Annotated in this window: 21 protein-coding genes, 1 tRNA gene and 1 pseudogene; 18 read left to right on the top strand and 5 right to left on the bottom strand. The window is 67.0% G+C overall.

Annotated features, from left to right (window positions below; translation table 11 throughout):
- Positions 1-12: 12 nt before the first annotated feature.
- Genes AC5L3Z_RS15640 through AC5L3Z_RS15630 form a run of 3 tightly spaced genes read left to right on the top strand, consistent with a single transcriptional unit; the run spans position 13 to position 3549 of the window.
- Positions 13-1602, top strand: coding sequence for a B12-binding domain-containing radical SAM protein (locus AC5L3Z_RS15640; protein ID WP_494842624.1), 1590 nt, complete (start codon positions 13-15; stop codon positions 1600-1602).
- 35 nt (positions 1603-1637) lie between these two features.
- Positions 1638-2876, top strand: coding sequence for an aminotransferase class III-fold pyridoxal phosphate-dependent enzyme (locus tag AC5L3Z_RS15635; RefSeq protein WP_494842622.1), 1239 nt, complete (start codon positions 1638-1640; stop codon positions 2874-2876).
- Positions 2869-3549: a TylF/MycF/NovP-related O-methyltransferase gene (locus AC5L3Z_RS15630; protein ID WP_494842620.1), complete on the top strand. Its 681-nt coding sequence runs from the start codon at positions 2869-2871 to the stop codon at positions 3547-3549. The genes AC5L3Z_RS15635 and AC5L3Z_RS15630 overlap by 8 nt, the downstream gene beginning before the upstream one ends.
- Here the strand turns inward: AC5L3Z_RS15630 and AC5L3Z_RS15625 are convergent.
- A complete protein-coding gene (locus AC5L3Z_RS15625) occupies positions 3497-4312 on the bottom strand; it encodes a hydroxypyruvate isomerase family protein (RefSeq protein WP_494842618.1) in 816 nt (271 codons plus the stop codon). The genes AC5L3Z_RS15630 and AC5L3Z_RS15625 overlap by 53 nt on opposite strands.
- 727 nt (positions 4313-5039) lie before the next feature.
- Here AC5L3Z_RS15625 and AC5L3Z_RS15620 point away from each other — a divergent pair.
- The 13 genes and pseudogenes from AC5L3Z_RS15620 to AC5L3Z_RS15560 all read left to right on the top strand — a co-directional run bounded on the left by AC5L3Z_RS15620 (position 5040) and on the right by AC5L3Z_RS15560 (position 15332).
- Complete coding sequence (locus AC5L3Z_RS15620) at positions 5040-6869, top strand: S9 family peptidase (protein ID WP_494842616.1); 1830 nt, start codon at positions 5040-5042, stop codon at positions 6867-6869.
- A 41-nt stretch (positions 6870-6910) separates the two neighbouring features.
- Positions 6911-7384, top strand: coding sequence for a hypothetical protein (locus tag AC5L3Z_RS15615; RefSeq protein ID WP_494842735.1), 474 nt, complete (start codon positions 6911-6913; stop codon positions 7382-7384).
- Positions 7385-7457: 73 nt separating this feature from the next.
- A complete protein-coding gene (gene trpS, locus AC5L3Z_RS15610; RefSeq protein ID WP_494842614.1) occupies positions 7458-8516 on the top strand; it encodes a tryptophan--tRNA ligase in 1059 nt (352 codons plus the stop codon).
- 98 nt (positions 8517-8614) lie between these two features.
- The gene (locus tag AC5L3Z_RS15605) at positions 8615-9142 is read left to right on the top strand and encodes a DUF6244 family protein (protein ID WP_494842612.1); all 528 of its coding nucleotides are present in this window, start codon (positions 8615-8617) and stop codon (positions 9140-9142) included.
- 191 nt (positions 9143-9333) lie between these two features.
- Positions 9334-9735 carry a CdiA C-terminal domain-containing protein gene (locus AC5L3Z_RS15600; protein WP_494842610.1) on the top strand — a complete coding sequence of 134 codons (402 nt, stop codon included), beginning with the start codon at positions 9334-9336 and terminating at the stop codon, positions 9733-9735.
- 15 nt (positions 9736-9750) lie between these two features.
- On the top strand, positions 9751-10203 hold the full coding sequence (locus AC5L3Z_RS15595) for a SitI3 family protein (RefSeq protein ID WP_494842608.1): 453 nt from the start codon (positions 9751-9753) through the stop codon (positions 10201-10203).
- Positions 10204-10635: 432 nt separating this feature from the next.
- Positions 10636-11031: a CdiA C-terminal domain-containing protein gene (locus AC5L3Z_RS15590; protein ID WP_494842606.1), complete on the top strand. Its 396-nt coding sequence runs from the start codon at positions 10636-10638 to the stop codon at positions 11029-11031.
- A gap of 13 nt (positions 11032-11044) precedes the next feature.
- On the top strand, positions 11045-11494 hold the full coding sequence (locus AC5L3Z_RS15585) for a SitI3 family protein (protein ID WP_494842731.1): 450 nt from the start codon (positions 11045-11047) through the stop codon (positions 11492-11494).
- Positions 11495-11638: 144 nt separating this feature from the next.
- A pseudogene (locus AC5L3Z_RS15580) lies at positions 11639-12100 on the top strand (SitI3 family protein).
- Positions 12101-12307: 207 nt separating this feature from the next.
- Positions 12308-12844, top strand: coding sequence for a hypothetical protein (locus tag AC5L3Z_RS15575; RefSeq protein ID WP_494842604.1), 537 nt, complete (start codon positions 12308-12310; stop codon positions 12842-12844).
- 900 nt (positions 12845-13744) lie between these two features.
- A tRNA-Arg gene (locus AC5L3Z_RS15570) sits at positions 13745-13820 on the top strand.
- A 172-nt stretch (positions 13821-13992) separates the two neighbouring features.
- Positions 13993-14616 (top strand): hypothetical protein, encoded by a 624-nt coding sequence (locus tag AC5L3Z_RS15565; RefSeq protein ID WP_494842602.1) that lies wholly within the window; start codon positions 13993-13995, stop codon positions 14614-14616.
- A 107-nt stretch (positions 14617-14723) separates the two neighbouring features.
- Positions 14724-15332, top strand: coding sequence for a class I SAM-dependent methyltransferase (locus AC5L3Z_RS15560; protein ID WP_494842600.1), 609 nt, complete (start codon positions 14724-14726; stop codon positions 15330-15332).
- 17 nt (positions 15333-15349) lie between these two features.
- Here the strand turns inward: AC5L3Z_RS15560 and AC5L3Z_RS15555 are convergent, their stop codons facing one another.
- From AC5L3Z_RS15555 to AC5L3Z_RS15545, 3 genes are all read right to left on the bottom strand, one after another.
- Positions 15350-16054: a VOC family protein gene (locus AC5L3Z_RS15555; RefSeq protein WP_494842598.1), complete on the bottom strand. Its 705-nt coding sequence runs from the start codon at positions 16052-16054 to the stop codon at positions 15350-15352.
- A 109-nt stretch (positions 16055-16163) separates the two neighbouring features.
- Complete coding sequence (locus AC5L3Z_RS15550) at positions 16164-16934, bottom strand: hypothetical protein (protein ID WP_494842596.1); 771 nt, start codon at positions 16932-16934, stop codon at positions 16164-16166.
- Positions 16935-17082: 148 nt separating this feature from the next.
- Positions 17083-17496 (bottom strand): contact-dependent growth inhibition system immunity protein, encoded by a 414-nt coding sequence (locus tag AC5L3Z_RS15545; RefSeq protein WP_494842594.1) that lies wholly within the window; start codon positions 17494-17496, stop codon positions 17083-17085.
- Between the two features lie 296 nt (positions 17497-17792).
- On the opposite strand from AC5L3Z_RS15545, the gene AC5L3Z_RS15540 reads away from it, so the two are divergent.
- The gene (locus AC5L3Z_RS15540; RefSeq protein WP_494842592.1) at positions 17793-17972 is read left to right on the top strand and encodes a hypothetical protein; all 180 of its coding nucleotides are present in this window, start codon (positions 17793-17795) and stop codon (positions 17970-17972) included.
- Positions 17973-18042: 70 nt separating this feature from the next.
- Here the strand turns inward: AC5L3Z_RS15540 and AC5L3Z_RS15535 are convergent, their stop codons facing one another.
- Positions 18043-18393 (bottom strand): hypothetical protein, encoded by a 351-nt coding sequence (locus tag AC5L3Z_RS15535; protein ID WP_494842590.1) that lies wholly within the window; start codon positions 18391-18393, stop codon positions 18043-18045.
- 579 nt (positions 18394-18972) lie between these two features.
- On the opposite strand from AC5L3Z_RS15535, the gene AC5L3Z_RS15530 reads away from it, so the two are divergent.
- Entirely contained in the window at positions 18973-19368 is a 396-nt protein-coding gene (locus AC5L3Z_RS15530; RefSeq protein WP_494842588.1) for a nitroreductase family deazaflavin-dependent oxidoreductase, read from the top strand.
- Positions 19369-19411 lie beyond the last annotated feature (43 nt).

The following is a 19411-nucleotide window of genomic DNA, read 5'->3' as shown; positions in this document are numbered from 1 at the left end:
GAGGAGACACCCATGTGGGACCTGACCCCAATACAGGCGGTAGGAGCCGACCGAGACACTCGTGACGTTCGCATCGCGTTCGTACACCTCAGCTTCCGCAAGGTCGCGCGCAGCCGAGCGGTCCGCAGTAAGGCCCTCTTCAGCGCCCACTTTCCCGCCCTCGGCCTGCTGAACCTGGCGCAACAGCTACGCGACCACTTCCCGGATCGCGACCTACGCGACTGGGTGCGCTACTTCGATGAAGAGGCATACGAAGACCGGGAGGCGATGGAGGTCGCAATCCGCGCCTGGTTGGCCCCCGCAACCCTGGCAATCCTCGGGATGAGCACCTATACCTCCAGCATCGACCACGTCTCGGACTACTGCCGGCGCTTCGCCGGAGACAACGTCCTCGTCATTCTCGGCGGCGCTCACGTCACCGTCGTTCCCGACGACCTCCCGTGCCACATCATCGTGCGCGGCGAGGGCCGCAACGCCCTCGTAACGATCATCGAGAGACTCGGCACACCCGACTTTCTCACCTACGCACGGCTCGCAGGGATCTGCTGCCAACTCGGAGACACGCGCATCGACGGGCGAGCGGCCACGGATGATTCCATCGAGACGACCTCCGTACCCAGCTTCGCATACGACCTGCTCAGCGACCTCGATGCCGGCGTCTACGCGACCAGCTACACCCGCCTGCTCGGCGTCAATCCGCAAATATACGTCTGCACCCAAAGCTGCCGCGCCCGCTGCTCTTTCTGCTCCACCTACCTCATCCACCGCCGCATGCAGGCGCGCCCCGTCGAACGGATCAGGCAGGATCTCACCCATCTGCGAGACCAGGGCTACGACTCCATCGAGTTCCACGACGACGACCTCCTGCAGCACCCCGAGTTCGACGCGCTGCTCGACGTCCTGCATGAGGTTCAGCTGCCGTGGTTCTGCTACGCCCGATCCGAAATCCTCGACGACAAGGTCGCGGAGCGTATGGCGGAAGCCGGCTGTCGTCGGGTCTTCCTGGGCCTCGAAGCCATGACGCAGCGCAGCCTCGACTACCTCAACAAGGCGACGACCGTCGCCCAGAACCGCACGGCGGCAACTGCGCTCGACCGGCACGGCATCGGAGCTGTCAGTGGATTCATCGTCGGGCTTCCGCACCACACGGTCTCGGACATACTCGCCGAGCTGGATGCCTTCCTGTCCCTCCCGCTCTTCGCCATCAGCTGCAACGTTCTGACGCCCGACCCTCGGACCCGAGAGTTCATGCGGGCACGCCGCCGCGGCGGCGACCTTCAACTGAGCCTCGGCGGTGAGACCGGCCTCAGCGTCATCCCGGACATCGAACGGTGGGGTCTCGACCAACCCGTCGGGCTGCCGTCGGTATGCGAAGCCATCGACAAGCGCACCCTCAACGACCTCGTCGCCGTCATCGAGCACTCCTTCTACCTACGCCCGCACATCACCGACGCGCTCTACTCCTCGGCATGCACGCCCCAACAGCGTGAGGTCATCACCGCCTACCTCGACTTCGTACGCGCCCGACTCGCGGAACGCGAACCCGGCGTCACCCATGACCTCGTCCGGGAGCGCATCACCGACCTGACGGCACGCCGATGACTCGCTTGGCCGGCGGGGTGAACTACAACTTCCGCATGCCCGGGCACGAGCCGCACCTGGTGGTCGCCGGAGGTGCCGGAGCCTGGATCACCACCATCGACGGGCGCCGCGTGTTCGACCTGTTCTCCGCGTTCGGGGCACGAGCGTTCCCACATGGCTGCCGTGCTTATGAACGGGCCTTGGCGGTCGGCGCCAAGGTGGTCTCAGGCTCTCTGCCCTCCGCCGCGGTGGAGCACGCGGCAGACGCAGTCCTGCAGCTCTTCCCGCAGCACTCCGCAATCCGTTTCTGCACCAGCGGAACCGAGGCAGCGCAGCTCGCCATCAGGCTGGCCCGCGCAGCGACCGGCCGCACCCGGATCCTGCGCTTCGCAGATCACTACCACGGTCACCTGGACGCGCTCCTCGGCGGCGCGTACTCGCCACACACCTTCCCCGAACCTGCGGTGTTACCAGGCGATCCGCGGGTCACTGAAGGCTCGGCGCCTGGGCAGTTGGAGGCACAGAACTACCTTGCTCGGTGGAACAACGTGGGCGACCTCGAAGCCGTCTTCCGCGGCTTCGGGGACAGCCTCGCCGCCGTTGTGCTGGAGCCCTACCCCATCAACGCCGGAGCGGTAGCGCCCGCGCCGGGCTTCCTCGAACTGATACGCCAGCACTGCGACCGCCACCATGCTGTCCTGATCTTCGATGAGATCATCACCGGCTTCCGCGCCGGGCTGGGCGGCTGGCAGGCGGCCAGCTCGGTGACACCAGACATCACCCTGCTCGGAAAGATGCTCGGCGGGGGAGCGGTACCGGTCAGCGCTGTCCTGTCCTCCGACGCCCTCCTGCAACTGTGCGCCGATCACCGTGTCGTCCACGGAGGCACTTTCAACGGCTCGCCACTCGCCGCTGCCGCCGTTACCCACACGATCGAACTGCTGCAAACACCCGGCGCCTTGTCCATGCACTCCCTACTGCAAGCGGGCGAATTCCTGATCAACTCAGTCTCCGCCCAGATCCAGCGGGAAGGGCTTAGCGTGTCGGTCTCGGGTCTGCCCGGCGGATTCTGGATCAAACCCATCGGAAAGCCGCCAGCGTCCCTCACCGCAGCGCTGCGGCAGCACCTCCTCGACGCCGGTGTCTTGCCCGCCATGCCGACCAGGTTCTACCCCACAGCAGGCATGACCGAATTCGATCTTGACGAAGGCGCCCAACGCATCATCTCGGCAATCCGAAGGTACTCACAGCACGCCTGTGCCATCCCATCCGGAGGACCATATGCACGTGCCTGAGGAGCTCTGGCCACTCCGCCACGAAGCCCTGAACTCAATCGACGGGATTGCCTTGCTCTACAACCTTGCCACACAGGCCTGCGCCAGGCAGCTTCCCGGCGACATCGTCGAGTGCGGCGTCTACAACGGCGGCTCCGCCGCCGCGATCGGTCTCGCCATCCGGCATCACCCGAAACGACTGTGGCTCTACGACTCCTTCCAGGGTTTGCCCACCCCCACCACGTCTGACGACCGCGACGCCGCACGGTTCGCCGGCGAGCTGATCGGCGATCCAAGCCGCGTGCGTGCCCGACTTGCCGAGGCAGGCGTACGCACCGACGCCACCATCCTTCGCGAAGGATGGTTCGACGAAACCTTCGCGCAACCCGGGCCAGACGCCGTCGCCTTCCTTCACATCGACGCGGACTTCTACGACGGGGTTCGAGCCGTGTTACGACACTTCTACGACCGCGTAGTAGCCGGTGGAGTCATCATCATGGACGACTTCGCCTGGTGGGAAGGAACGCGACGAGCTTTCTATGAGTTCTGCGTCGAACGAGACATTGCACCCATCGTCCATCGACACGGAGTTACCGGCGCACTCTATTGGTTCAAGGACGAGACCTACGTGCGATCGCACGCTACCCGCCCGCTGAACCGTCCCTCATCAGTCGAATCACATCCCGAGGCTTGATTTTGTCCGCCCCGTGGCATTCCACGCCAACGTAACCGGCGTACCCTGTCGTTCTCAGCGCCGCAAACAGTTCCGGGAAGCGGATCGACCCACTGCCTGGGATGCCACGCCCGGGGAAGTCCGCCACCTGAACATGCCGGACGTAGGCACCGAAGTCTCGAACCACGGTGGCAGGCTCGATTCCCATGCTGGCCAGATGGTAGACATCGCACAAATAACCCGGCTCTACGGCACCCGCGTCCCGGACTTCTTCAATCAGTTCCACCACGGCCTCATGAGTGTTCAGTGGATAAGCTGGACAGTCCTTGCTGTTCAATGCCTCCACCACGATTTCCGCGCCGATGTCGGACGCCGCCCGGGATGCCGCTGTCAGATGGCGGACCGCCAGAGCATCCGCTACTTCCTGATCCAAGCCGGGAAGCCGATTCCCATACAACGCGTTCAAAGCCCGACAACCGGTCTCCTCGGCCAGCCATAGAGCACATTGCAGGTTGGCGCGGAAGCGCTCAGCGGCGTGAGGGTGCGACAGAATTCCTCGCTCACCAGAGCCCAGGTCGCCTCCGTCCAGGTTTAACAGTGCCAACTGCAGGCCAGCTGAGCGGATCTCTGACGCCAGGCCTGCGAGGTCCTCGCGAGGGGGGTCCGGCTGTTCGAACGGCCACCACATCTCGACCGCGTCAAAACCCGCGGATGCGGCCCATTTCAGGCGATCGACAAGAGACACGCCGATGTGAGAAATCGAGACGTTGAGGCTCAAATGCAAGGTACCCTCCTAGTGGTCTGCATCGCGCCTGGCATAAGCCGCGCCCCAATTACTACTGCGGACCTCCCGGCGGCTCCCCCAGCCATGCCACTCAAGATCACGACCAGTGTCGCCAACAACGCTCCATAAGCACGTCAGGAACTTCGAGCCGAGTCGCCAGGAACTCCTCACGATCGGGGAAAGTTCAGCGAACACGAGGTCAAGTAGACCACACCGCAGCTAACAGGAGTAGGTGCTACACCAAGGCAGTTTCCACGATATGCGTAAACGACCGACGTCTACACCGGTGCCTGATGGCCGCCCACCAGTCCTGAATTGCCGACAGCATCCCTGGGCACCTCTACTCCACCTTTTCGCTGCGCCACAACTGTTCAGCGACCGGCTCGGCGAGTTCCACAGCGCCCTGCGTGCCACCCTTGCCCGAGACAGCGACATCGGCACCTTCGTCAGGACAACGGATTACTCATCTGCATTGGCCAGCGAGAACGGGCTTGAACCGTCGGTACGGATCGCTCTCGGTGCCGGAGATCACTACGCAGCTAACCGAGAGATCAGTCCTATGCTTGCCGGTGGCATCCACCGCATCAGCACCGCGCGGCAATCTCTGTGCACTGGCGCTGGTCGGCGGACCGAGGATCGAGACTTCTGCTGGCTCTGCCGGTGCGCCGGCACCGGCTGACGTGCTCGCTGTCGTCCGGCCCGCGTCGAAGTTGTTCGAGGAGGGCCCGTGAGGCTGGGCGACAGAATCGCTGAAGTGTCGGTGCACGACGCCGTCCGCGCCTCGGTGAGCTATGACCAGCTGCGTACCGGTGATGACGGCCTGTACTGGCTGGAGACTCGCCCCGATGCTGGCGGGGGTACGACGGTGACACGGTGGCGGTCCGGCGAGGGCACGCGTGATGTCAGTCCGAAGGGCTTCGATGTCGCCAGCGGTGTTCACGCGTATGGGGGCGGGTCGTTCGCTGTCGCCGAGGGGACGTTGTGGTGCGTCGGCGGAGATGGCCTCTACCGCAGCCGTCGTCACGGCGATGATCTCGAATTGGTCAGCCATGGATGCTTTGGTGACCTGACGATCGGCGACGGCGAGTTGCTGGCTGTGCGGGAGTCGGGGCAGGGTGACGAACTCGTCGCGGTGTCGCGCACCGGTGCTCCGCAGGTGCGGACTCTCGTCTCGTCCCGGGGGTTTCTTGGTGCGCCTCGGCCGGATCCGGGTTGGTTGGCCTGGACCGCGTGGAGCGAGTACGACATGCCCTGGGACGCGTGTGAGGTGTGGGTGGCCTCCTACTCACCGCACGGTGGGGTCGAGGACCCAGTGAGGCTCGCCGGTGGTCCGGATGAGTCGGCGGTGGAGCCGCGGTGGGGACCCGACGGGGCGTTGTACTTCGTGTCGGACCGAAGCGGCTGGTGGAACCTCTACCGGTGGAACGGTCTCAAGGTGGAGGCGGTGGCGCCGATCGCGGGTGAGTGCGCTGCGGAGCCGTGGGAGCTGGGTTACGTGTCGTATGGCTTCCTAGACGACGGTCGGATCGTCGCAGTGGTGCAGGAGGGGCCACGACACCGCCTTGTCGTCATCGAGCCCGGCGGCACTGTCCGCCCGGTCGACCTCCTGTATACGTCAATCAAGCCGTACCTGGCCGTTCGAGGGACGACCGTGGCGTTGATCGGATCGTCGCCGACCGCAGCCCCGCAGGTCGCGCTCGTGGACCTGGGTGACGCTGACCCCCAGGTGGAGGTGCTTGCCAGGCCGGAGCATGCCGCACTCGACGGGACGCGAATATCGACGCCCACGGAGCTGCGCGTCCGACTGGCCAGTGGTCGGGAGGTGCTTGCCATGGTCTATCCGCCGACGGGCTCGACTGCGGACTGGCTCGCACCGGTGATTGTCCGGGCGCATCCCGGGCCTACCGCCTCCTGCCTGCTGCGCCTGGACTGGCAGGCGCAGTTCTTCACCAGTCGCGGGTTCGCCGTCGTTGATGTCGACTACCTCGGCAGCACCGGGTACGGCCGGGCCTTTCGGGAATCGCTGTACGGCCGGTGGGGTCTGGACGACGTCGATGACTGCGCGGCGGTGGCGGTGCACCTACTGTCGACGGGGCGGGCGGTGCCGGGGCAGGTGTTCATCCGTGGTGCCAGCGCCGGCGGATACACCGCGTTGCACGCGGTGGCCCAGGACGGCCCGTTCGCCGGTGCCACCGCCGTGTCGGCGATCGTGGATCCTGACCGGTGGGCGCAGACGGTGCCCCGGTTCCAGCGCGCGCACGCGATGCGGCTGCGAGGTGGTGCCGGCCGGGTCCGTGCCGCCGCTGTCCAGCGGCCGGTGCTGCTCATTCACGGCACTGCTGAGGAGGTGGCCGTGGTCGAGGATGTACGCGAACTCGCCGACGAGTTGACGTCTCTCGGCACGGCGCCCGAGGTGTTGCTTCTTGCAGATGTCGGCCACTACGTGGCGTCGTCCCGGCGAGCGGGCGCGGCGCTGAAGGCGGAGCTGGCTCACTACCGCTCGATGATGGCTGATGCGGCCAACGATAATCGGGGGCTACGCAGCCGCCAGCGGTAGCCGGTGACGAATGCGCTGCGTGCAGCTGTGTGAGGCGGTTCGTGAAGCGCCTCGACGATCCAAGCGGGACAATGCTGATCATTGATACCGTCTACGGTAAGTCCATGGCACACCCGCTCGCGCTGACGCCGCGGCCCATCCAGGAGCGCGATGACCTGGTGGTGTGCCGGTCGCCGTTCGAGGCCCACGTCACGTTCGGTGCCAGGGCTGACCACGCGCGCACCCCCGGCAACGCTGGCCGGCTGCTCCGCGTACTGACCAGCACAGCGACACAAGCGCCGCTGCACGCCGGCCGGAGTTCTCGGTCCACAACCGCCGCCCTCCCGCGAGCGTCCGAGACGCCGACTCCCGAGCTCGGCCGACTCCGGATCGGGTACGCCCAGCTGGGCGCAAGATTTCTTCCATTCGATCTCGGGGACCGGCGCGACCAGGTCCTCGCTCTGCTCCGGGCCTGCGGACTGCGGTTCCGTGATGGCTCACGATGGCGACTTCCGGCGATGATCCAGCTCTTCTGACCGACGTGGCCACCATCGCCCCGTCGGTGTGCGACCTTCGTCGACCCGTCACGCCGCGAAAGGCCCCATCGTCATGACCGCTCAGCGGATGCTCACCGGTGACCGTCCCACCGGAAAGCTGCACCTCGGCCACTACGTCGGCAGCATCGCCAACCGGGTGAAGCTGCACCGGCGGTACGAGAGCTTCTTCATCATCGCCGACCTGCACATGCTCACCACCAAGAACACCCGCGACGACATCGCGAAGGCCACCCAGAACGCCCGGGACATGGTCGTCGACTCCCTCGCCGCCGGGATCGACCCCGACACCGCCACCTTCTACCTCCAGTCGGCGATCCAGGAAGTCGGTGACCTCAACACCCTCTTCCAGAACCTGGTCACCGTGCCGCGCCTGGAGCGGGTGCCCTCGCTCAAGGACATGGCCCGTGACGCCGGCAAGGAGGAGATGCCGTACGGCCTTCTCGGGTACCCGGTCCTGCAGGCCGCCGACATCCTCTGCGTCAAGGCCCACGTGGTGCCCGTCGGTAAGGACAACGCCGCGCACGTCGAGGTCACCAGGGAGATCGCTCGCCGCTTCAACCACCTCTACGGCGAGGTATTCCCCGTCCCCGACCTGGTCAGCGCCGAGACTCCCACCCTGGTCGGCACCGACGGCCGGGCCAAGATGAGCAAGAGCCTCGGCAACGCCATCGCTCTCTCCGACGAGCCGGCCGAGGTGCGCCGCAAGGTCATGGGCATGTACACCGACCCGAATCGGGTCCGCGCGGACGTGCCCGGCACGGTCGAGGGCAACCCGGTGTTCCAGTACCACGACGTCTTCAACCCCAACCGGGCGCAGGTCGAGGATCTCAAGAGCCGCTACCGAGAGGGCAAGGTGGGCGACGTCGAGGTCAAGGAGAAACTGGCCGCCGCGCTGAACGCGTTCCTCGATCCGATGCGAGAGCGGCGCGCCCGCTACGAAACCGACAAGGGCCTGGTCGACGAGCTGATCGTGGAGGGCACGGAACGTACCCGGCGCGTGGTGCAGCAGACGGTGTTCGAGGCGCGCAAGGCGATGGGCCTCACCGGCGTCTACACCCAGCTCCGCCGTAAGGCCGAGCGGTCCCGCAAACCCGCGGCCACCAAGGCGTAGACAAAGACCGACGACAACCAAGTCAGGCTGGCCACCGACACGATCGCACTACGGGTGAGTGATCACGCAACATCGTCGCCGATTGGAGACCGCTCCACATGTCGAACATCGAGAAGGTTGACGCTGAACTGCGTGCCCTGACAGCCGGCGTCGACAGAGCTCGCGGCCTCACCGCCGCAGCCGGCACCCAGGCGCAGGAGGTCGGGGTTCGAGCCGCGGGCGCCGGCTTCGCCGCGGTGGCCGCCGGCATGGTCCGAATCCATAGCGCGATCGGTGAGATCCAGGCTGCTTTGGGCCGCCTCTCCACGTCGATCGGGGAGGCGGCGCAGGCCACCGCAGCGGTGCCCCGCCAAGGCACACCGCAGGAGACGATCTCCGGGCTCGCGCCGGTGCAGAGCGCGGTGGACGGCGCCCGCGACGCGGCGACCGCATTGATCAGTCAGGTCGGCGAGGCACAACAACTCGTCACAGCCGTTCTACTCGGCGGGCAGCCGGGACCCCTGTTACAAGCTTTGGACGGCGTCAAGCAGGTCATGGTGCTCATCGTCCAACGCACCGGCACCGCCCGGCAGCTCGTCGACGCGGCGACCGCCGACGCACGACAGCTGGGATCAGCGGGAAACTGACAGGGGCTGGCGGACTCTCCCCGGCCAGCCCTTCCCCCGACTCCACCGACAGCCCGGCCGCGACCACACCCACCAAGGAAGTCGCCGACCTGTCCGGATCGGCCTTTACCCGCTGGAGTAGGCCGCCCACGGGCGTTCCCAGCGGCTCGCCGACCGGACCACGAACCAGAATCCCACCCCGGGAGGACGAAGTGGTACGGCGTTCGCTGGAGTTGGAGAACGAGTGCGCCGACACGCTCGCTCACGACGGCTACCGCGTGCACCAGAACCCGACGCGGCGGGAGATTGCCGACGCGCGCCAGAGCACCGGCGACGTGGGCAAGCCGGACAAGGAACCTGACTACCTCATCGAGGGCCACGTCTTCGACTGCTACTCACCCACCCGCGGCAAGGCGGTACGGGGGGTGTGGACGGAGGTGGCGCAGAAGGTGGCGAGGCAGCAGACCCAACGGGTGGTGCTGAACCTGCAGGACTGGCGTGGTGACATCACCGCCCTGCAGAGGCAGTTCGACGACTGGCCGGTCCCGCAGCTCAAGGAACTGGCAGCGGTGACCCGAAGTGGTGCGATCATTCAGATCGTCCGACGAGACTGAGAAGGCAGGCAGCACGTGGGCATCGAGTACCGACTGACCCTGGCCGGCGACATCCCGCTGGAGGACCTCGCTCCCCTCGTCGCCCCGCACGGCGTCGAGGAGTCGACACAGCCCGGCTACCCCCGGCTGCTCAGCGCCGACCTCCGGGAGGAACTCGGCTACACGGTCACCATATACGCAGGCAACAACGGCTACTTCGACGCCGAAGACGACGACGGCACCCAATGGGAATGGGAACCCGACACGTACACCAACGTCGCGTTCGACCTGCGAAAGAACGACCCACCCGAGGACGTGGTCCCCACCATGGTGTCGGCCGTCGGCCGTATTCTCGCCAGCCGGCAGGAGGACGCCGCACTCGTGCTCAACGGCAACTGGCTCCTGCTGACGCGAGTCGCGGGAGAACTACGCGAACACCGGCCCTCGTGGTGGGACGCGTACGGCGTTGGGGAATTGATTGTGCGGTAAGCCGGTCCACGGCGTACACCACCCGTCGGCTGTTCCTGCCGGATCTGGCAGTAGGCAGCGACGGGGCACTGGGCCCTGACGATTTCGGGTGTACGCGGAACGGTGCTGTGCCGCCTCCGGACCGGCGGCTTAGGCTGTGGCCAGCTCGCCCGCGTACCCGACTGCTTCGGTCGACGTCCTGGTCGGCACGCTGCGACGCCGGCGGACCCGCGACCGACTGCGCTGAGTCCTCCTTTCTGCGACCGGCGGATCGAGCCGCCGGTCGTCGTCGGTCGTCCTCGGTCCGCCCACATCCTCGACCGGGTTCGGGCGGCGGACCCGAGCGAGAGCGACGTACCGAATGGATCTCGAAAAACTACTGACCGACCGCTGGCGCCGGCGCTCCGATGGTGGCCGGCGTACCGGTGGATCCGGTAGTGCGGCGCTCGGGGCGTGCAGACTTCCAGTCCGACGCGGCGCTGGTACGACAGGGTCGCCGGCAAGGGGTACCGGGTTCACCAGAACCCCACGAGGCAGGAGGTCGCGGACGCGCGACGCGAGACCGGGGATTCTGGGAGGCCTGAGAAGGCACCCGACTTCCTCATCGAGGGGCATGTGTTCGACTGCTATGCGCCCACTGCTCCTGTGCCGGCCCGCGCCGTCTGGAGCGCGGTGTCCAGGAAGGTCGACGCCGAGCAGACCCAACGCGTGATGGTGAACCTCCACGACTGGCGAGGAGACCTCGCTGCCCTGCACAAGCAGTTCCACGGCTGGCCCATCACAGGGCTGAAGGAACTAGCGGCGGTAACGCGCGACGGTGCGATCATTCAGGCCATCCGGCGAGACTGATCAAGGGATGCAGATGGCTGTCGAGTATCGGCTGACGCTGGCGGGCGACATCCCACTCGAGCAGGTGGCGGAGCTGGCTGCTCCCGGAGCGGTCGAGACTTCCACGGCGTCCGGCGGCAGGATGCTCAGCGCCGACCTGAACGACGAGCACGGGTACGTCGTGGACATCACCGGCGGCCGGCACGGCTACTACTGCGCTGAGGATGACGATGGTTCCCTGTGGCAGTGGGAGCCGGAGACCTACGTCGACGTCAGCTTCTACATGCGCAAGGACACCCTGGTCGACAAGGGCAAGCCCCACATGCTGGCGACCGTGGCCAGGATCCTCACCGGCAGGACCGAGGACGCGGCCCTGACCCTCAACGGCGACGTGCTGATGCTCACGCGCGTCGCGGGCACCCTTCGAAAGCACAACACCGACGGCTGGTACGACGAGGATTACAACAGGATTCTCCACCTCTGACGCTTTTATGAGTCGGGGCGGCGAGGGCGTGTTCTGGCTCGCCGCCGTGGGCTGCGTCGTCTGTAGCAGGCATCGCGCGTAACCCGCGAAGGAACTCGTTTTGGTAATGCCGGGTGGCGCGATCGTTCAGATCGTTGATCGAGGCTGAGGAGAGCTGTCGAGTTCAGGTTGACCCTGCCGGGTGACCTCCGCTTGGACGACGTGGCTGATCTCGTGGCAGCGGACGTCGCCGAGAGGCCGAGGCCGAGCGGCACCAATCCGCGACTGTTCAGTGCCCGCCTCTACGACACCCGCGGGTACGCGCTGAGCGTCTCCTCGGGAAATTAGGGCTACTTCGACGCCGGGGGCGACAACGGTGCCCGCTGGGAGTGGGAGCCAGAGACGTACGTCGACATCGACTTTTCCATGCGGGCGGACGACGTGGTGGACAAGGGGATCCTGAACATGATGAAGACCGTCGGTCGTGTGCTGGCTGCCCGGCAGGAGGACGCGGCGCTGGTCCAGAACGGCAACTGGCTGCTGCTAACCCGCGTCGGTGGCAAACTCCGCAGGCACCGCCCTACCCGGTGGAGCCACTACGGCGTGGACGGCCTCATCAACCAGTGAGCGAGCTGAGCGCACGGTGACCCGCTGACGACGATGTGAAGCCGCGTCGGCGGATGGACCAGTCTGGGGCAGTTCGTGTGGACTCAGCGCGGGGATGGCTCTTGGCCCCGGCGTGGCTAAAAACCGTCGCAGTTACTGCAGTACTGATGTACTGCTCTGCAAAATTGCAGACCCCATGGATTCGCCGTGTCCCTCTATCCTGCGGGGATGACCTTGGGGGAGGACGCGAAAAGTCGGCGGCCGCGTCGATGGGTGCTGTACCTCGCCGTCGTCCTTGCGCTGTGCGCCGGTGCGCCGGTGGCAGTTGCGGGCACGTGGGTGGCGGTCAAGACGTACCAGGCAGGCAAGGGGGAACCGACGCCGGTCGCGGCCGTAGACGTCTTCATGTTGGCCATGTCGTCCGGCGATGAGCTGAGGATAGGCGGAGCGCTGGCACCGCAGCGCCATGACCAGTTACTCGACGAGTGGCGCAGCATCCGGCGCGATATCGAGCGGACCGAACCCGCCGTGTCGAAGGTGGCCGCTGAGGATTTCGAGGTCGATAACCAGGACGACGACCGCGCCCAGGTCGTGATCCAGGTCCACGGAGTGTGGTTTCCGACCGATGGCAGCGGCCTCTTCATACACGGCACCTCGCACCCGTGGCGGTTCCAGGTGCGCCGTGACGCCGGCGGGTGGCGTGTGTGGTCTGTCGACGCATACCCATGGTGCGGTGGGCATGTCCGAGTCGATGCGTGCCGATGACCAAGAAGGGTCGGCCTCCCGCCAGTGGAAACCAGCCTTCTACCAGGTAACGAGCTGCGGAACCTGGTCCAGCGCGGCCCGGGGGCTGTCCCGGGCGCTGGGCATCGACCAGGACTCCGGCCTGCCGGAGTTCTGGATCAGCGCGGGGCACCATCCGCGATCTTCTCTGGCGTGAGCGGTATGGCGACGGCTTTGACTCGTCATCGGTGCGTGACGCTGATGCCGGCTTCCTCGCCCCGGACCTGAGCCTGAACAACGAGGACCAGGTCACCTGGCTGCTCGTGGCGAAATGACCGGGGAGCCGCCCTGGGAGGTGAAGAACCAGGCGCCGTGCACTCCTGGTATCCGGCAAAGTTCGGATGAGGCGGGTGTCCCGTTGCGGGCCATCGCTGACGCGGTCGATACCTGGTCCGAGTACGCCAACCCCGTGGCGGTGCGCCACGACGCGTCGCCGAGGTCGTGGTCTGCGCGCCGCACGGCCTCGACCGACCTGCTCGACGTGGTGTGGCGGGGCCTCCGGACCAGAGTCAGCCCGGAGATCTTCGGCAGCGACTGGCCTACCAGCGCGCCACCGAACGCTGACTCCGGTCCGGTTCATGCCCTGAGCCGGCGATCGAGCCCGGGAACGCCTCCCCGGGCCGGCGACACCCGGCCTAGGGGAGCGCGAGGTTATTCGTGATCTTGCATGATGTGCGCGGTGTGTGCTCTCCAGCGGATGCCAACCGGGGCCAACCGGTGCCAACGCGGGTCACCGCAGCCGACCGCCGGTCGCAAACCAGGGTTCGTGTGCTCGAGCTGTGGTCCTGGGCTGGGAGAACGGCGGTCCGGGCGACGCGGGCGAACGTGGGTCACTCCCTGCCACCCCAGGTGAACCCCCAGGTCGCTAGACTGGGCCCTCGCGCCCTCGTAGCTCAGGGGATAGAGCATCGGTTTCCTAAACCGTGTGTCGCAGGTTCGAATCCTGCCGGGGGCACCAGGTCACAGCCTTGATCAATGATCACTGTTCCGGCTTCCGGGGCTTTCGTGCCCGCTGGGTGCCCAATCGCCTCGCCACCTTCGCCCTGCTCACATCCAGATGTTGAGTGACCTCAGCGTCCCGGCCGTCGACGGCACGGGCGTAGTGACGAGTCGTCACGCTGGCAATTGGCGTGGCCGAGCCGACGAGCGGCCACCAGGACGCCGTGCGAGTCCGCAACCCAGCTCGCGTGCGTCGCCCGCACGTCGTGAGGCGTCACGTCGAACAACCCAGCCGACCGTGCCGCGACGATGAACCGGCGCCGGAAGCCGTGATAGCTCTTGTGTCGATGACCGTGGGTCAACGGACCGACGCCATGGGTGCCAGTATCGTTCCCCAGCGATCCACCGATCGAGAGCGGGCTCTGGTGACGACCGACGACTTCCTCGGCTCTTTCTGCGCATCCGTACAGCACGGGCTACTGATCTTCCGCGACGTCGAATCGGTGGACACGCACGAGGGCTGGGACAGCCGCGACGGCGTGCACGCGGTGACTGACTCCCTCTATCTGCGCGTCCAGTCCTCAGTGGAGGGGCCGGTCACGGCGGAGGTGTTCGCCTCGGAGCAGCTGACACACGAAGGCCTCACTCTCTACGACGGCACCATTTCGTCTGAGTACGGCGAGTTCATCCTGCACGACCCGAACGACTGGATCTCCATGCGGGTGATCACTGACGAACCCGGAACCGCCCGGCTCCGCATTTCGGGCGATCACGCGCTGATGCCATCCGTCGTCCGCCTCCAGATCTGGTACTGAGTCCCGATCGCAGGCCGAAGAGCTTCGGGTTGCACGGGCATCTGTCGCGATCAGCGCGCGTAGGTGTCGCAGATCAGTCGACGTACGAGAGCCCGTACAGTCGTTTGGTGAACATGGAGCAGGTCCGAAAGGCGTATGCGTCCGTCGCGGAGCTCTACATCGAGCTGTTCGGTACAAGCCAGCAGGTACACGCCGACGACCTCGCCTTCATCGGGCGACATCTGGCGGGCCGACCTGGCACGGTGCTCGATCTGGGCTGTGGGCCTGGACATCTCACCGATCACCTTCGCTCGCTGGGCGTCAACGCGACGGGAATCGACATGGTCCCCGAGTTCATCGCCCATGCGCGGGCAGCCCACCCGAGTGGTAGCTACCAACTCGGGTCGATGGAAAATCTCGCCGTTGCCAACCACTCCATCGCCGGCATCCTGGCCTGGGGCTCGTTGATCCATCTACCGCCGCGAGATCTCGACGGCGTCCTCGCTGAGTTCCGGCGAGCAATGGCCCCGGCCGGAACGTTGGTGCTTGCCCTCTTCGTAGGTGACGAGGTCGCCGCCTTCGACCACAAGGTCGTGACCGCCTACCGCTGGCCGGTGGACGAATTCAGCCAGCGACTGGCGCGCGCCGGCTTCACGGAAGTTGAGCGCCTGCAGCGGCCCAGCGAAGGCCCTCATCGGCCACACGCCGCCATCGCGGCAATCGCGACGGAAGGGTGAGTCTGGCCTCGCTGTGGTCAGTTCCCTCTTACGCAGAACTCGTTGCCGTCGGGATCGGCCAGCACGTCGGCGCCGTCCTCACCGACCTCGAGCCGAGTGGCCCCGAGGGAGACCAGCCGGTCGACCTCCGCCTGCTGGTCGCCACCGGCCGGGGCGAGGTCGAAGCGCTGCCGGTTCCTCGCCTCTTTCGGGGCCACGGGCGGGCCTCCCCACGCGACCTTTGTGCCGCCGTGCGGTGACTGGATCGCGGTCTCCTGGTCCTGGTCCCACACCAGCGGCCAGCCCAGCGCCTCGCTCCAGAAGAGGCCGACCTCCCGGGTGCCGTCGCAGGCGACTTCCCCGAGCAGGCCGCACCCGGCGAGGAAGGCGTTGCCCGATTCGATCACGCAGAACGCGTTGCTCTCGGGGTCGGCCAGGACGACGTGCCCCTCCTCGGGGCGCTGCCCGACGTCGAGGTGGCCGCCGCCGAGCCCCAGCGCCGTCGCCACCGTGTGCTGCTGGTCGGCGGGGCCGGCGCTGGTCAGGTGAAGGTGCATGCGGTTCGGCCCCACCTTCTCCGCGCGGCCCGGGACGAACCGGAGGCTGAGCTGGGTGTCCTCGCTTGGCAGGAGCGCACCGCCGGTCTCCTCGACGACCTCCCGGCCGAGCATTCCGGCCCAGAACTGCGCCAGGCGGGCCGGGTCGTGCGCATCGAAGGTCACCGTCAGCATTCGCGGAAGCATTGCTGCACCGTAGACACGGGCCAGCAAGACGACAAGGCGGTTTTTGAGAAGCCGGCGCGAGAAGAACAGATGGCCTCCCGGCCAGCTTGGCGGTGTGCTGGACGCCCCGTCAGCGGACGCCATCCACTGTCGAAGCTGAATCAGGCGTGGTGGCGTTGGACGTTGGGCCCCCCGGCTTCCGCCGCTTCAGCCAGGTCGCCCCGATGAGGTTCAGACCGACGCCCCAGATCAGCAGGACGACGAGCCACTGCGCCCAGTTCGCCGCGCTCATCTGGCCCGAGAGCAGGTTCCGGACTGTGGCGTACGGGGTGATGGCCTGTGCGGGCTGGAGGACGTCGACTCCGCCCAGCACGGCCCACAGGCCCAGCGGCAGCACGATGGTGGCGAGACACGCGACGACAACGGACCGCAGAAGCAACCCCAGCCCCGTCCCGACCAGCTGCGCGACCATCTGTACCAGGACGCCGCCCAGCGCGATGGTTGCGGCGTGCCGCCACGGGTCCGGGGTGGTGTTCGACGGTGCGAGTGCGAGAGCAGCGGCACAGACCAGGATCCCGAAGAGTCCGACCGCGGCGGCCAGGAGGGTGGCCGCCAGCAGGGTGGGGGTGAGCCGAGCGGTGCGAGGTGCCCGGCCCAGGTCGTGAGCCAGCAGGACGCCGAGGAACGGCACCGTCACCGACATCAGGCTCTGCACCATGTCTGAGAGGGTGGCGAAGGTGCGGTCGCCGGACTGCGCTGCCGCGGTCAATGCCAGGGCGGCCAACAGGCCCAGCAGCAGAGTGACCGCCACCAGCACCCGTCGAGGCCGCGTCCCGACGGAACGCCGGATCGCCTCGAGAGTCGCGTCAGCAAAGCTGGTCGACTCCCCGCTCTTGTCCACAGTGTGCTCTCTCAAATCGCCGCCTTCCTGTCGCCCCGTTCTGTCAGGTTCTCCTCTCCGCAGCAGGCAGTGTTGTCCCGATTACGGAATTGTGCTCGAACCGTGGCCGATCTCGGTGCCGCTTCAGCTCTGACGAGAAGGCGTGGCTTCATCGGCCGAGGAACCGCACGATGGCATCGCCAAGGAGTCGGTCCGGGTCGTGAGGCTTGAGGTCAGGGCCGGAGAACGGGGAACGGGCAACGAGTTCGGCCAGCAGAGAGGCCAGCCGCTGTCGTTCCGCTCGTAGGCTCGACCACGCCGAGTCGGGCAGCCGCAGCACGTTGAGGAGCAGGTCACCGGGGTGGTGGTCGCCCTCAGCCAACGGATCGCTGAGCAGCACCTGCACCGCGCGAGGCAGCAGGGCGGGCAGGCCAATTCCTTGCCCGAGCATGATGCGCAGGTCCTCGACCGTGAACTCAGCCAACGGCTTACGCCGCAGTTCGGCACAACGGCTGACGAGGAAGGTGGCGTCCGGACCAGGGTCCGGCCAGATCTCCCGCTCAAGCTGCTCGATGGTCGTCACGGCGGTCAGGGTAGTCCGCACCGCGTTTTTCTGGGGTGTGTATGGCTCGGCCCCACGGGCGGTGGTGTAAGTGAGGACGAAGTCGACGGCGGTCGCTCCTGGGCGTGTCGGCCGGCCCGGCGGCGCAGGTCGAGCGAGGCCGCTGGCTCGCTACTCGCGGTGGTGTGCACCCTCCTGAGCCGTGTGGCATCGTGACGGACGGGCGATCGACCGGGGGGCACATGAGCAAGAGGAATCGATACATCGGTCCCGGCATGAGCAGGCCATACCGGGGGACGCCCGAGCAGGCTGACCGCTTGACGCTGATCACTCATTGGCGGAACTTCGTGCCCGAGCGCCCCGTCCTGGTCCAGACCGGCGAGAGCATCTGGATCGAGGACCACGGACCAGCTGAACACCGAAGGCCGCAACGTCACCTCATGGTGGAGCGGAACAACGGCCGGCTCGACTCGTACCCCGGCGAGCTGTATCGCTGAGTGCTGCGGCCAGCGCGAGTCCGTGACCCGGCTCGTGAGCGGCCCGGAGATCCCGCAGATGCCCTGCGATCTACTTCTCTCGAATGATGAACGCACGGGCGGCCAGCGCGCTGAGCCCGGGCAGGATGCCAGGAACGAGCCCCATGACGCCGACGATCAGAAGCAGTCGTCGGACCACTTCGAGCTGCCCACGCAGATAGGCGACCGTTGCCCAACCGGCGAGGACGGCGACAATCACCGACCAGACGGCCAATGCCACGTTCAGTGGATGAACGGTGGTCTCCACCAGCACCTCGCCGGCCTGGTCCCCGCGATAGACGGCGGAGGACGTCGGCCTGGCGCCGGCTGACATGAGTGCTGCCACCCCGGAAAAGACGATCAGTGACGTCGTCAGAGCCCGACGCGAGATGCTGAGTGGCATCCGGAGATCTCCCCGTTGGGATCGACCAAGGCCCGAACTCCGGTTGTGCCGGAGCTCGGCCGATGTCTCGGAGTTGGCAGTGATTGCGCCGCGCGGCAGGACGCTGGCCGGTTACGAGGTGTCGCCGGCCGGTGGCGCCAACGTACCCGATCATCGACGAGGGTGATGCCCCGTGCGGATTCGACCCCGCGCCCCGGACGAGCGGCACGTGCTGTTCGAGGTGCTGGCCGCGCCGTTCGTGCCTGGGCCGACCCGCTCGGCCGGCCTGGTGGCAGGGGCGTCCCGGTCAAGGTGCTGCTCCTGTGTGACCAGGACGAAGACGCGGTGGAGCTGAAGCGGGAGATCCCCCGCCTCAAGCTCTGAGCCAATTCGCCGCGCGTTCGCACCGCCCGGTTACCGTCGAAGGGTCACCAGGCTGTCGGTCTCCGGTCCGTTGTGGTCGGTCGACCCGAGCACCGGAGACCTCACCACTGCCGGGGGCCGGCGGCGGTCGCGGCGGGAGGAAGGACCACCATGGGCGCGGAGAGGACTGCCAGGGAGTACCGACGCGGTCGGTGGTTCCGGCCGGAGAACGTCCTGATGAGCGCGATGGTGCGGGCCGGCCTGGTACCCAGCTCCTACCTGCTGACGACCAGGGGCCGCAGGACGGGTCGGTTGCGGTCGAACCCGGTCACCATCGTGGAGTACGACGGCCGACGGTGGCTGGTCGCGCCGTACGGGCCGGTGCCGTGGGTGCACAACGCACGCGCGGCGGGCCGGGTCAGCCTCAGCCGCCGGCGGGAGACGCGTGACTACGCGATCCGGGAGGTTTCCGCGGCGGAGGCCGGGCCGGTGCTGCGGCGCTACGTCGCCGTGGCGACGGCGACCCGGAAGTACTTCCAGGCCGACAAGGATGCTCCGGTCGAGCAGTTCGTCGCCGAGGCCGACCGGCATCCCGTCTTCGAGCTTCTTCCGATCGGCACGGAGGCGGCCTGACGGGGGCCGACGGGCATTCGTCGCTCGGGTCGGCTCGTAGCCT

Source organism: Micromonospora sp. LZ37, assembly GCF_059359015.1.
This window is presented reverse-complemented; position numbering and strand designations above follow the sequence as displayed.

Excerpts from the sequence above, each read along its gene's own strand:
- AC5L3Z_RS15530 (WP_494842588.1), top strand. The coding sequence starts at position 18,973 with ATGAGCGCGATGGTGCGGGCCGGCCTGGTACCCAGCTCCTACCTGCTG.
- AC5L3Z_RS15535 (WP_494842590.1), bottom strand. The coding sequence starts at position 18,393 with ATGCCACTCAGCATCTCGCGTCGGGCTCTGACGACGTCACTGATCGTC.
- AC5L3Z_RS15585 (WP_494842731.1), top strand. The coding sequence starts at position 11,045 with ATGGCTGTCGAGTATCGGCTGACGCTGGCGGGCGACATCCCACTCGAG.
- AC5L3Z_RS15635 (WP_494842622.1), top strand. The coding sequence starts at position 1,638 with ATGCCCGGGCACGAGCCGCACCTGGTGGTCGCCGGAGGTGCCGGAGCC.
- AC5L3Z_RS15605 (WP_494842612.1), top strand. The coding sequence starts at position 8,615 with ATGTCGAACATCGAGAAGGTTGACGCTGAACTGCGTGCCCTGACAGCC.
- AC5L3Z_RS15640 (WP_494842624.1), top strand. The coding sequence starts at position 13 with ATGTGGGACCTGACCCCAATACAGGCGGTAGGAGCCGACCGAGACACT.
- AC5L3Z_RS15555 (WP_494842598.1), bottom strand. The coding sequence starts at position 16,054 with ATGCTTCCGCGAATGCTGACGGTGACCTTCGATGCGCACGACCCGGCC.
- AC5L3Z_RS15575 (WP_494842604.1), top strand. The coding sequence starts at position 12,308 with ATGACCTTGGGGGAGGACGCGAAAAGTCGGCGGCCGCGTCGATGGGTG.
- trpS (WP_494842614.1), top strand. The coding sequence starts at position 7,458 with ATGACCGCTCAGCGGATGCTCACCGGTGACCGTCCCACCGGAAAGCTG.